This window comes from Cronobacter muytjensii ATCC 51329 (assembly GCF_001277195.1).
Taxonomy (GTDB): Bacteria; Pseudomonadota; Gammaproteobacteria; order Enterobacterales; family Enterobacteriaceae; genus Cronobacter; species Cronobacter muytjensii.
The window spans coordinates 581,727-593,790 of sequence record NZ_CP012268.1 but is presented as its reverse complement, the minus strand read 5'-3'; the positions used below and the strand labels follow the sequence as shown (position 1 = coordinate 593,790).

Genomic DNA, 12,064 nt, shown 5'->3' with positions numbered 1-12,064 from the left:
GTGCCTCTCTTCCACAGAGGGCATACCATGAGCTACCGCAACCGAGTCACGCTGATTTATCTGCTGGGCTTTTTTCTCGATTTAATCAATATGTTTATCGCGGCAGTGGCTTTTCCGGCTATCGGCGAGGCGCTGAACGCGACCGTGACGCAGCTTGCCTGGATAAGCAACGGCTATATTGCCGGGCTGACGGTCGTTATACCGCTCAGCGCCTGGCTGACGCAGCGTCTGGGCGCGCGCCGCGTATTTTTACTCTCGCTGACGATCTTCAGCCTCGCTACCGCCGCCTGCGGCATGGCGACGTCGCTGGAGTCGCTTATCTTCTGGCGCGTGATTCAGGGCGCGGGCGGCGGTTTGCTGATCCCGACAGGCCAGGCGCTGGCGTGGCAACTTTTCGCGAAACATGAGCGTGCAAGGCTTGCGTCTGCCGTGATGCTGACGGGCTTGCTGGCGCCTGCGCTGTCGCCGGCGCTCGGCGGCGTGATGGTGCAGGCCGCCAGCTGGCATGGGGTCTTTTTAGCAAGCCTTCCGCTTTCGCTTACCGCACTCCTGATGGCCTGGTGCTGGCTGAAACCCGACGCGGCACCTGCCGTTCGCCGTCCGCTTGATATCCCGGGCGCGCTTTCTGGCGCAGGCGGGCTGTTGCTACTGTTGTACGGGCTGAGCGGACTTAGCGAGAACACGCAGCCGCTGCTGGCGGTAATTTGCCTCGCGGGCGGCGTGGCGCTTCTCGCGTGGATGCTGCGTCGCTGTCGAAATCACCCGGCGCCGCTGCTGAAGGTGCGTCTCATGGGCGAGCCGCTAATGCGCTTATCTATGCTGGTCTATCAGTGCGTTCCCGGCATGTTTATTGGCGTGAATGTGGTCGGCATGTTCTGGCTTCAGACGGTCGCCGGGCGCTCTCCGGCCGCCAGCGGCGCGCTGATGGTGCCGTGGTCGGTGGCATCGTTTATGGCTATCTCCGCGACCGCCCGGCTGTTTAACCGTCTCGGCCCGCGCCCGCTGCTTATCACCGGATGCCTGTTGCAGGCGGGCGGTATCGTGCTGCTGACGCAGGCCGGGCCAGATACCCCGTGGGCGCTGCTGGTCGCCGCCTTTGGTTTGATGGGTGCAGGCGGCAGCCTGTGCAGCAGTACGGCGCAAAGCAGCGCGTTTTTACATACCGCGCACGCAGATCTGCCTGACGCCAGCGCGCTGTGGAATATTAACCGCCAGCTCAGCTTCTGCTTTGGCGTTACGCTTATCAGCGTCGTGCTGAACGTGCTGATGCATCTGCTCGTGCCGCCCGCCGCCTGGCGCGCCACCTTTGCGCTTGCGGCGGCGATGACGCTGCTGCCGATCTTTTTCGCGTGGCGGCTGCCTTCTGCGGCGGTCGTCCTGTCATTTTTATCAGAGAAGGAGAAGTAATGAACCGCTGGTTTACGGAAGTCGTGGATGCCCATGTGGCGATTGAGCGCTGGCTCGGTCAGGGTGAAGGCGACGTTGAGGCGCTGCTGGCCCGCTTTCGCGCTGACTATTCGATGATCCCATTAAACGGCGCGCCGCTCGATGCCATAGCCTTACGCGCCTTTTTCAGCGCCGCGCGCGGCAGCCGACCGGGGCTCGCGATTGAGGTCGATAGTCTGTCCCTTATCGCCGAATGGCCTGCGGGCGCAGTCGTCGGGTATCGGGAAACGCAAAAAACGGGGCAGGAGATCACGGTGCGCTGGTCTACCGTGGTGTTTGAACTGCATGAAGGGAAGCCGTGCTGGCGTCATCTGCATGAAACGCGCCAGGTTTAAGCAGTTGATATAAAAGAAAAAGGCCAGTCAAAGACTGGCCTTTTTTGAGGGGACAGGTGGTTATTCGCGGAACAGCGCTTCGATGTTCAGCCCCTGACCCTGCAGGATTTCACGCAGACGGCGCAGGCCTTCAACCTGAATCTGGCGAACGCGTTCACGAGTCAGGCCGATTTCACGACCGACATCTTCAAGCGTTGCCGCTTCGTAACCGAGCAGGCCGAAACGACGAGCCAGGACTTCACGCTGTTTGGCGTTCAGTTCGAACAGCCATTTGACGATGCTCTGTTTCATATCATCGTCCTGCGTGGTGTCTTCCGGGCCGTTGTCTTTTTCATCGGCCAGGATATCGAGCAGCGCTTTCTCTGAATCGCCACCCAGCGGGGTGTCGACAGAGGTAATGCGCTCGTTCAGGCGCAGCATACGGCTAACGTCATCAACCGGTTTATCCAGCTGTTCAGCAATCTCTTCTGCGCTCGGCTCGTGGTCCAGTTTATGGGACAGTTCACGCGCGGTACGCAGATAGACGTTAAGCTCCTTCACGATGTGAATCGGCAGGCGAATCGTACGGGTTTGGTTCATGATTGCCCGTTCGATGGTCTGACGAATCCACCAGGTCGCATAGGTTGAGAAGCGGAACCCGCGTTCCGGGTCAAATTTCTCAACGGCGCGAATCAGCCCCAGGTTGCCCTCTTCAATCAGATCCAGCAGCGCCAGACCACGATTGCTGTAACGACGGGCAATCTTAACCACAAGACGCAGGTTACTTTCGATCATGCGACGGCGGGAGGCGACATCACCACGCAGAGCGCGGCGCGCAAAGTAAACTTCTTCTTCAGCCGTTAACAGCGGAGAATAACCAATCTCGCCCAGATACAGCTGAGTAGCATCTAATACACGCTGTGTTGAACCCTGCGACAGCAGCTCTTCTTCAGCCAGGTCGTTATCACTGGGTTCCTCTTCTACCAAGGCTTTTTCGTCAAAAGCCTCAACTCCGTTCTCATCAAATTCCGCGTCTTCATTTAAGTCATGAACTTTCAGCGTATTCTGATTCATAAGGTGGCTCCTACCCGTGATCCCTGAGCAAAGCGCCTGAAGAAGCGCACTCTGCCAATTTATCGCTGCGGCAAATAGCGCAGCGGGTTTACGGATTTCCCCTTGTAACGAATTTCAAAATGCAAGCGTGTTGAACTGGTTCCGGAGCTACCCATGGTAGCGATTTTTTGCCCCGCCTTAACTTCTTGTTGTTCCCGGACCAGCATAGTGTCGTTATGGGCGTAGGCACTCAGGTAATCATCGTTGTGTTTGATGATAATAAGATTACCGTAACCGCGAAGCGCATTACCGGCGTACACGACGCGACCCTCTGCGGTTGCGACGATAGCCTGTCCTTTGCTGCCTGCGATATCGATCCCTTTGTTCCCCCCTTCTGCGGCGGAGAAGTTCTCGATAACGTTGCCTTCAGTCGGCCAGCGCCAGGTAGCGACAGGTGCACTGTTGGTCGTGCTGCTTACGGTCGGTTCTGTCGTGCTAACAGCAGGTGCTGTGGAAGGAGCTACGACTGCCCCAGAGCTCACATTCCCAGGCAACATTTTGTTAGCACTCTGTTCACCTGAATCCTCAGAGTAAATAATTGTCGGTTTCGACGCAACCACCGTGCTGGTATTTTGCGCAGGTTTTGAGACTATTCCTTGTGCGCTTGCATCAGCTTGCGTAATTGCATTGCCACCTGTGATCGGCGTACCAGATGCGTTGCCCACCTGCAAGGTTTGCCCGACATTGAGGCCATACGGGGCTTCAATGTGGTTACGCTGGGCCAAATCACGGAAATCGTTCCCGGTTATCCAGGCGATATAAAACAGCGTATCGCCACGTTTCACGGTATAGGTGCTGCCGCCGGTATAGCTTCCTTTCGGAATATTCCCATACTTACGGTTGTAAACAATGCGGCCATTTTGGGTCTGAACCGGCTGTTCGGGGATGACCTGCGCCTGACGCGGCGAGCTGATTTGCGGCTGAACGGGTGCCGGCTGGCTCTGCGCCGGGCGGCTCTGCGTCGACATGTTCGAAGGCGGCATAATCATCCCTCCGCCGCCTGCGCTGGTGCCTGCGCTACTGCTGCTTGCGCTGCCGCCAACAGAGCTGACGGGCGCCGGTGCGGAGGAGTTATTTGAATTACATGCCGCCAGACAAAGCGAAATCAGTGACAGCGCCGCGACTCGGCGTGCTGTGAAGGTTGGGCTTCCCGCGCTCATTTATCCCCCTGGAATGGTTTACTTCTTAATAAATACGATGACGACCGCTCTTTTCAGCGTCTGGCCGACGCGATTTTCGCTCACCATACGCTGAAAGCGTGCTAAAAACACAGGAAAAATTCCTGGTTTACGCCAGTTCCCCTTTCACCAGAGGAACAAAGCGCACAGCTTCTACGGTGTCGATAATAAATTCGCTCCCCCGCCGACGAACACGCTTTAATACCTGCTGCTCATCGCCCACGGGAAGAACCAGAATGCCGCCCTCGTCCAGTTGCGACAGGAGCGCTGTCGGGATCTCAGGCGGCGCGGCCGTCACAATAATAGCGTCAAACGGGGCGCGCGCCTGCCACCCCTGCCAGCCATCCCCGTGACGGGTTGAAACGTTGTGAAGATCGAGCTGCTTTAAACGCCGTCTGGCGTGCCATTGCAGGCTTTTGATGCGCTCGACCGAGCAGACGTGATGCACCAGATGAGCCAGAATCGCCGTCTGGTAGCCAGAGCCGGTGCCGATTTCCAGCACCCTTGAGGCGGGCGTCAGCGCCAGCAGCTCCGTCATACGCGCCACCATATAAGGCTGAGAAATGGTCTGCCCCGAGCCAATCGGCAGCGCCACGTTTTCCCAGGCTTTGTGCTCAAACGCTTCATCGACAAACTTTTCACGCGGCACGCGCGAAATTGCCTCAAGTACGCGGTCATCTTTGATGCCCTGAGCACGCAGTTGATTGAGAAGGGTCTGAACACGATTGTTTACCATTGCCCGTTCACTCCGGCGCTGGTCAACCAACGGGCGACCACATCCTGCGCGTTGTACGCGGTTAAATCGACATGCAGCGGCGTTACGGAAACATAGCCTTCATCCACCGCAGCGAAATCGGTATCCGGGCCAGCGTCGAGTTTATCGCCCGGCGGCCCTATCCAGTAAAGCGTGTTGCCGCGCGGATCTTCCTGCGGAATGACCTTATCCGCCGGATGGCGACTGCCGCAGCGGGTGACGCGAATGCCTTTGATCTGCTCAAGCGGCAGGTCGGGCACATTCACGTTAAGAATGCGCCCGGTGCGCAGCGGCTCGCGCGCCAGCGCGCGTAATAGCGTACAGGTGACAGCGGCCGCGGTGTCGTAATGCTCATGACCATTCAGCGACACGGCCAGCGCAGGCAACCCAAGATGACGGCCTTCCATCGCCGCAGCCACGGTGCCGGAGTAAATCACGTCATCGCCCAGATTCGGCCCGGCGTTAATGCCGGAGACAACGACATCCGGGCGCGGGTGCATCAGCGCGTTGACGCCGAGGAACACACAGTCGGTGGGCGTGCCCATCTGCACCGCGATATCGCCGTTGGGGTAAGTAAACGTGCGAAGCGAGGATTCAAGCGTTAACGAATTAGACGCGCCGCTACGGTTGCGGTCGGGAGCCACCACCTGAACGTCGGCGAACTCACGCAGCGCCTTCGCCAGCGCCTGAATGCCCGGCGCGTGGATCCCGTCATCGTTACTTAACAATATCCGCATAAAGCGCGTAATCCTTTCCTGGTGTTAAACATTGAAGTGTTATCCCTTAAAACATGTCCTGGTTTTTCTGTTTTGCTTTCGCTGAACATTCTTCAGGCAGGTTGCCGGATAGCCGCTCGCAGGCATTCTAACGCGCGATGATGCTGTCCGGTAGGGTCGATTTCCGCAAGATCATGTCGTTACATTACAGGACGTTCGCCTGAAATGCGCTTTGCGCGCCCAGGGCCGTGCGTTATGTTTGCAATTGCGCCGTCACCTTTTAACGCCGTGTCCCGCGCTTCGCGTCATCAGTTATTAGTTCATTTTTGATGATAAAGCCACGTTGCGGCAGGCCGACTGCGCGAAAATATGGAGCTGCCTGGCGACTGGCCTCTGCTGTTGAAATAAAGGCGGGTGTTCGGCCGTAAAAAAACCGCCCTGAGGCGGTTTTTTCATGCATCACCATGGTGACTACGCAGGTGGAACGGCTACTCGCCGATATCCGCGTGCTCATCCACTGTCGTGAACAGCTCCCGGATAACGCTGGTGGCAAAGCTGCCGGCGGGCAGCCAGAAACTGACCTCAAGCGTCGCGTTATCCTGCCACTGCCAGCGCAGCTCGCGCGGGAACAGCAGCATCGCGCGACGCGCGGCCTCGACCTTTTCGCGGGTCATCAGCGTCAGCAGGTCGGTCTGGTCTGCAAGCGTTGCCTGCTCAAACGCCAGTGCCGCGCGCTGGGTGCCCCAGTCGCCGCTGCCCGGCAGCGCGGCGGTGATAAGCAGCTCGCCGCTGTCCACGCGCGCCTGTAAGTCTGGCAGCTCTTCCGGCGTGGCGACAAACCAGCTTCCGCGCCCGGCAAGCTGTAGCGCGTCGCCGTCAATCACCTGATTAAAATCGGGTTTTTCGAGCCTTGCGCTCACCAGCTGGTTAAACATCAGGCTACGCGCGGCGGAAAGCGCGAAGCCGCGCTTATTGCGCTCGCGCGGCGGCTGGCCGGTTTGCGCCCAGCGCTGCGCCTGGTGAATATTGCTACCGCCAATCCCGAAACGCTGCGGACCGAAATAGTTCGGTACGCCTTTTTCGGCGATGAGGTTCAGCCGCTGTTCGATTTCGTCGCGGTGGGTGATGTCGCGCAGCACCAGCGAGAAGCGGTTGCCCTTAAGCGCCCCTAAACGCAGTTTGCGGCGATGACGGGCGAACTCCAGCACCTCGCAGCCTTCCAGCGTGAACGCGCGCATCGCAGGCATCTCTTTACCGGGCAGACGCGCGCACAGCCACTGTTCGGTCACCGCATGCTTATCTTTCTGGCCTGCAAAGCTGACTTCGCGCGCCGCAATGCCAAGAAATTTCGCCAGCGCGTCGGCCACAAAGCGGGTATTGCAGCCGGTTTTACGAATGCGCACCAGCAGGTGTTCGCCCTCGCCGTCCGGCGCGAAGCCTAAATCCTCAACGACCTGAAAGTCTGTCGGGCTGGCTTTCAGTTTCCCCTGCCCTTGCGGCTGGCCGTGCAGCCAGCGCAGCGTGTTGAATTCGCTCATGCGTTGGCCTTCATCAGCAGCGCCACCGCCTCGCAGGCGATGCCTTCGCCACGGCCAGTGAAGCCGAGCCTTTCGGTCGTGGTGGCTTTGACGTTGACCTGATCCATATGGCAGCCGAGATCTTCGGCGATAAACACCCGCATCTGCGGAATGTGCGGCGCCATTTTCGGCGCCTGCGCGATGATGGTGACATCGACGTTGCCGAGCGTGTAGCCCTTCGCCTGAATCCGGCGCCAGGCCTCGCGCAGCAGTTCGCGGCTGTCGGCGCCTTTAAACGCCGGATCGGTGTCCGGGAAGAGTTTGCCGATATCGCCCAGCGCCGCAGCGCCGAGCAGCGCGTCGGTCAGCGCGTGCAGCGCGACATCGCCGTCGGAGTGCGCCAGCAGCCCCTGCTCATAAGGAATACGGACGCCGCCAATAATAATCGGGCCTGCGCCTCCAAAGGCGTGTACGTCAAAACCATGTCCGATACGCATTATGCCGTCTCCATTGAGGTTAACCGGGTAAGATAAAACGCCGCCAGAGCGAGATCCTCCGGGCGGGTAACTTTGATATTGTCCGAACGCCCCACGACCAGCTCCGGATGGAAGCCGCAATATTCGAGCGCGGAGGCTTCGTCGGTAATGGTCGCGCCGTCCGTGAGCGCGCGCGTCAGGCAGTCGCGCAGCAGTTCCAGCGGGAAGAGCTGCGGGGTGAGCGCATGCCAGAGGTTTTCGCGATCGACCGTGTGCGCGATGGCCGGCTTACCCGGCTCCGCGCGTTTCATGGTGTCGCAGGCAGGGGCGGCGAGAATGCCGCCCACCCGGCTGGTGTCTGTCAGCGCCAGCAGGCGCGCCAGATCCTGGGCGTCAAGGCAGGGACGCGCGGCGTCATGCACCAGCGCCCAGCGCGCGTCGCCTGCGGCCTGAAGGCCTGCCAGCACGGAATCGGCCCGCTGCGCGCCGCCGCGCACCACCTGAACGTCAGGATGAGACGCCAGCGGCAACCGGGCGAAGGCGGTGTCGGCGGGGCTGATGGCAATGATGACGCGGCTGATACGCGGATGCTGCAACAGCGGCGCGACCGCATGTTCGAGAATCGTTTTGTTCCCGATGGTGAGGTATTGTTTTGGACATTCCGTCTGCATACGGCTGCCGATTCCGGCCGCCGGCACCACGGCAATCACGTCCGCAAAGGAGGGCGCCATGTGTAAAATCCGCTTCTGGTTATCGATTATTTTGCGCAGACCCACCGGCGCGTTTGGCTGCGTCCGGCACCAGGCGATAGAAGGTTTCGCCAGGTTTAGTCATGCTTAATTCGTTGCGCGCGCGCTCTTCGATAGCTTCCTGACCGCCGTTGAGATCGTCTATCTCGGCGAACAGCTGATCGTTACGCGCTTTGAGTTTGGCGTTGGTGGCCTGCTGTACCGCCACGTCGTCGGCTACGCGGGAATAGTCGTGGATGCCGTTTTTTCCAAACCACAGCGAATACTGTAGCCAGACCAGCAAAGCCAGCAATAGCAGCGTTAGTTTACCCATTCTGCCCCCTGAAAAACGGCTTCATCATCCCATAACTTCCCGCCGGACTCTACCCGGCTTGCTACGACGTGCAGGTTAAGAAATTAAACAGCGGCAGAATGTACCACAGAAAGCGCGCCGATGCGCATGCGCCTGTTGAGAGAGCGTGAAAAACGCGAGGCGTCAGCTCACCAGCCAGAAAAAGAGCAGCCCGAACATCAGCCCGACGCTTATCAGCGTCGCGAGACTGCTGTAGACCAGCCTGCGCTCCAGCAGCGAGAAGACCGCGACCCCCACCACCACGGCCACCGGCATCAGCGCCAGGAAAAACGGCCAGGTGTAGAGCAGAAAAAAGAGCGTGTTGGAGCCATAAAGAAGAAAGGGAACGCCAAGAGCCAGCAGCCACGAGATAAACCCCACCACGGCGCCAGGCCAGGCCCAGGTGGTTTCTTCGACGGCAGGCGCGGTCTCCGCCTGGGTGACAATCATGTTCGTGGTATTACGCATAGCTTATCCTGTGACGTGACGGGCCGGGAAAAGCACTCCCGGCGCGGTCTCAGGATTTGATGATATCTTCGCGACGCAGCAGGTCTAACAATTGCGCAATCAAATTTGTTACCAATTGTTGGCCGTCGAGATGAATTTCGGGGTTTTGCGGCGCTTCATACACCGCGTCGATGCCGGTAAAATTGCGCAGTTCCCCGGCGCGCGCCTTTTTATAAAGCCCCTTCGGATCGCGCGCTTCGCAGACCTCAAGCGGCGTATCCACAAACACTTCGATAAAGCGCCCTTCCCCCAGTTGCTCGCGCACTAAATGACGCTCGGCGCGGTGCGGCGAAATAAACGCGGTCAGCACCACAAGCCCCGCATCCACCATCAGTTTCGCCACTTCGCCGACGCGACGGATGTTCTCTTTGCGATCCTCATCGCTAAAGCCCAGATCGCTGCACAGGCCATGGCGCACGTTGTCGCCGTCAAGCAGATACGTACTGACGCCAAGCTGGTGCAGCGCCTCTTCCAGCGCCCCGGCGACGGTAGATTTTCCGGAGCCCGAAAGCCCCGTAAACCACAGCACCGCGCCGCGGTGGCCGTGGAGCTGCTCGCGCTGCGCCGCGGTCACCGGATGGGCGTGCCAGACGACATTTTCGTCATGCTGCGCCATTATTTGCCTCCCAGCAGATCGCGCGCGCCCCAGTGCGGGAAGTGACGGCGAATCAGCTGATTCAGCTCCAGCTCAAAGGCGCTGTAAGCGGAAGGCTCCTGATACACATCCTGTTGCGGTTCGCGCACCATGCCCGCGCCCACCGTCACGTTTGAGAGACGGTCAATGAAAATCAGGCCGCCGGTGACCGGGTTCTCCTGATATTTATCGAGGTTCAGCGGCTCGTCGAAGGTGAGATCCACAAGGCCGATACCGTTGAGCGGCAGGTTTTCCACCACGCGCTGGGTCAGGTTGTTGATATCAACCTGATACTGGATATTGTCCACGCGCGCGCGGGTTTTCTTACCGGCGATTTTGATGTCGTAGCTCTGGCCCGGCACCAGCGGCTGCTCGGCCATCCAGACTACGTCCACCGCCGCGCTCTGCACGGCGGCCACGCTTTGCGAAGCGTCTACCAGCAGGTCGCCACGGCTAATGTCGATTTCATCTTTCAGCACCAGCGTGACGGCCTCGCCCGCGCCCGCCTCCTGCAAATCGCCGTCAAACGTCACGATACGCGCCACGCTCGATTCCACACCGGACGGCAGCGCTTTCACGCGCTGGCCCACTTTCACCACGCCGCCCGCGACGGTGCCCGCATAACCACGGAAATCGAGGTTCGGACGGTTGACGTACTGCACCGGGAAGCGCAGCGGCTGTTCGTCCACCACGCGCTGAATTTCAATGTTCTCCAGCACTTCCAGCAGCGTCGGGCCAGTGTACCAGCCCATGTTCAGGCTCTGCATCGCCACGTTGTCGCCTTCAAGCGCCGACAGCGGCACAAAGCGGATATCCAGCGAGCCAGGCAATTGTTCGGCGAAGCTCAGGTAATCCTGACGAATACGTTCAAACGTCTCTTCGCTGAAGTCCACCAAATCCATCTTGTTGACCGCCACAACCAGGTGTTTGATACCCAGCAGCGTCGAGATAAAGCTGTGGCGGCGGGTCTGGTCGAGCACGCCTTTACGGGCGTCCATCAGCAGGATCGCCAGATCGCAGGTTGATGCGCCGGTCGCCATATTGCGGGTGTACTGCTCGTGCCCCGGAGTGTCGGCGATGATGAATTTGCGTTTTTCCGTCGAAAAGTAGCGGTACGCCACGTCAATCGTGATGCCCTGTTCGCGCTCGGCCTGTAAACCATCCACCAGCAGCGCCAGATCGAGCTTTTCGCCCTGCGTGCCGTGACGTTTGCTGTCATTGTGCAGCGACGAGAGCTGATCTTCGTAAATCTGTCGGGTATCGTGCAGCAGGCGGCCAATCAGGGTGCTCTTCCCGTCATCCACGCTGCCGCAGGTCAGAAAACGCAGCAGGCTTTTATGCTGCTGGGCGTGCAGATAGGCTTCCACGCCGCCTTCTTTGGCGATCTGTTGTGCGATAGTGGTATTCATGGCGGCTCCTTAGAAATAACCCTGACGTTTTTTAAGCTCCATTGAGCCTGCCTGGTCGCGGTCAATAACGCGCCCCTGGCGCTCACTGGTGGTGGAGACCAGCATCTCTTCAATGATCTCCGGCAGCGTCTGCGCGCTGGATTCCACCGCGCCGGTCAGCGGCCAGCAGCCAAGGGTACGGAAGCGCACCATGCGCGGTTTGATCTCTTCGCCCGGCTGCAAATCGATGCGATCGTCATCGATCATCATCAGCATGCCGTCACGCTCCAGCACCGGACGTTCGGCGGCCAGATACAGCGGAACGATCTCGATATTTTCCAGGTAGATGTATTGCCAGATATCCAGCTCGGTCCAGTTAGAGAGCGGGAAGACGCGGATGCTTTCGCCTTTGTTGATCTGGCCGTTGTAGTTATGCCACAGCTCCGGGCGCTGGTTTTTCGGGTCCCAGCGGTGGAAGCGGTCGCGGAAGGAGTAGATGCGCTCTTTGGCGCGGGATTTCTCCTCATCGCGGCGCGCGCCGCCGAAGGCTGCGTCAAAACCGTATTTATTAAGCGCCTGCTTCAGCCCTTCGGTTTTCATGATGTCGGTGTGTTTGGCGCTGCCGTGCACGAACGGGTTAATGCCCATCGCCACGCCTTCCGGGTTTTTATGCACCAGCAGTTCGCAGCCGTAGGCTTTGGCGGTACGGTCGCGGAATTCGTACATTTCGCGAAACTTCCAGCCGGTATCCACATGCAGCAGCGGGAACGGCAGCGTGCCGGGATAAAACGCCTTGCGCGCCAGGTGCAGCATCACGCTGGAGTCTTTGCCGATGGAGTACATCATCACCGGGTTAGCGAATTCCGCAGCCACTTCACGAATGATATGGATGCTTTCCGCCTCCAGTTGCCGCAGGTGAGTGAGTCGTTTTTGATCCATAA

At 59.2% G+C, this 12,064-nt stretch carries 14 protein-coding genes; 2 read left to right on the top strand and 12 right to left on the bottom strand.

Annotation, left to right across the window (positions count from 1 at the left end):
• The first annotated feature begins 27 nt into the window (after positions 1-27).
• Both AFK63_RS02855 and AFK63_RS02850 read left to right on the top strand, forming a co-directional pair.
• Positions 28-1,407: an MFS transporter gene (locus tag AFK63_RS02855; RefSeq protein ID WP_038868202.1), complete on the top strand. Its 1,380-nt coding sequence runs from the start codon at positions 28-30 to the stop codon at positions 1,405-1,407.
• Positions 1,407-1,781 carry a hypothetical protein gene (locus AFK63_RS02850; protein WP_038868200.1) on the top strand — a complete coding sequence of 125 codons (375 nt, stop codon included), beginning with the start codon at positions 1,407-1,409 and terminating at the stop codon, positions 1,779-1,781. Before AFK63_RS02855 ends, AFK63_RS02850 begins: the two co-directional genes overlap by 1 nt.
• 60 nt (positions 1,782-1,841) lie before the next feature.
• Here the strand turns inward: AFK63_RS02850 and rpoS are convergent, their stop codons facing one another.
• The 12 genes from rpoS to cysD form a co-directional block, all read right to left on the bottom strand.
• Positions 1,842-2,834 carry an RNA polymerase sigma factor RpoS gene (rpoS, locus tag AFK63_RS02845; protein ID WP_007663544.1) on the bottom strand — a complete coding sequence of 331 codons (993 nt, stop codon included), beginning with the start codon at positions 2,832-2,834 and terminating at the stop codon, positions 1,842-1,844.
• Between the two features lie 59 nt (positions 2,835-2,893).
• Positions 2,894-4,033, bottom strand: a complete 1,140-nt coding sequence (gene nlpD, locus AFK63_RS02840) for a murein hydrolase activator NlpD (RefSeq protein ID WP_038868198.1) — start codon at positions 4,031-4,033, stop codon at positions 2,894-2,896.
• A gap of 127 nt (positions 4,034-4,160) precedes the next feature.
• The gene (locus AFK63_RS02835; protein WP_038868195.1) at positions 4,161-4,787 is read right to left on the bottom strand and encodes a protein-L-isoaspartate(D-aspartate) O-methyltransferase; all 627 of its coding nucleotides are present in this window, start codon (positions 4,785-4,787) and stop codon (positions 4,161-4,163) included.
• Entirely contained in the window at positions 4,781-5,542 is a 762-nt protein-coding gene (gene surE, locus AFK63_RS02830; RefSeq protein ID WP_038868190.1) for a 5'/3'-nucleotidase SurE, read from the bottom strand. Before surE ends, AFK63_RS02835 begins: the two co-directional genes overlap by 7 nt.
• Positions 5,543-6,009: 467 nt before the next feature.
• The gene (truD, locus tag AFK63_RS02825; protein WP_038868186.1) at positions 6,010-7,059 is read right to left on the bottom strand and encodes a tRNA pseudouridine(13) synthase TruD; all 1,050 of its coding nucleotides are present in this window, start codon (positions 7,057-7,059) and stop codon (positions 6,010-6,012) included.
• Positions 7,056-7,535 (bottom strand): 2-C-methyl-D-erythritol 2,4-cyclodiphosphate synthase, encoded by a 480-nt coding sequence (gene ispF, locus AFK63_RS02820; protein WP_038868183.1) that lies wholly within the window; start codon positions 7,533-7,535, stop codon positions 7,056-7,058. Before ispF ends, truD begins: the two co-directional genes overlap by 4 nt.
• The gene (ispD, locus tag AFK63_RS02815) at positions 7,535-8,245 is read right to left on the bottom strand and encodes a 2-C-methyl-D-erythritol 4-phosphate cytidylyltransferase (RefSeq protein ID WP_038868180.1); all 711 of its coding nucleotides are present in this window, start codon (positions 8,243-8,245) and stop codon (positions 7,535-7,537) included. The genes ispF and ispD overlap by 1 nt, the downstream gene beginning before the upstream one ends.
• 19 nt (positions 8,246-8,264) lie before the next feature.
• Positions 8,265-8,576 carry a cell division protein FtsB gene (gene ftsB / locus AFK63_RS02810; protein ID WP_007730488.1) on the bottom strand — a complete coding sequence of 104 codons (312 nt, stop codon included), beginning with the start codon at positions 8,574-8,576 and terminating at the stop codon, positions 8,265-8,267.
• 162 nt (positions 8,577-8,738) lie between these two features.
• Complete coding sequence (locus AFK63_RS02805) at positions 8,739-9,062, bottom strand: DUF3561 family protein (RefSeq protein ID WP_038868176.1); 324 nt, start codon at positions 9,060-9,062, stop codon at positions 8,739-8,741.
• A gap of 49 nt (positions 9,063-9,111) precedes the next feature.
• Positions 9,112-9,717 (bottom strand): adenylyl-sulfate kinase, encoded by a 606-nt coding sequence (cysC, locus tag AFK63_RS02800; protein ID WP_038868174.1) that lies wholly within the window; start codon positions 9,715-9,717, stop codon positions 9,112-9,114.
• On the bottom strand, positions 9,717-11,144 hold the full coding sequence (gene cysN, locus AFK63_RS02795) for a sulfate adenylyltransferase subunit CysN (RefSeq protein ID WP_038868172.1): 1,428 nt from the start codon (positions 11,142-11,144) through the stop codon (positions 9,717-9,719). Before cysN ends, cysC begins: the two co-directional genes overlap by 1 nt.
• Before the next feature lie 9 nt (positions 11,145-11,153).
• Positions 11,154-12,062, bottom strand: a complete 909-nt coding sequence (gene cysD / locus AFK63_RS02790) for a sulfate adenylyltransferase subunit CysD (protein ID WP_038868170.1) — start codon at positions 12,060-12,062, stop codon at positions 11,154-11,156.
• Positions 12,063-12,064 lie beyond the last annotated feature (2 nt).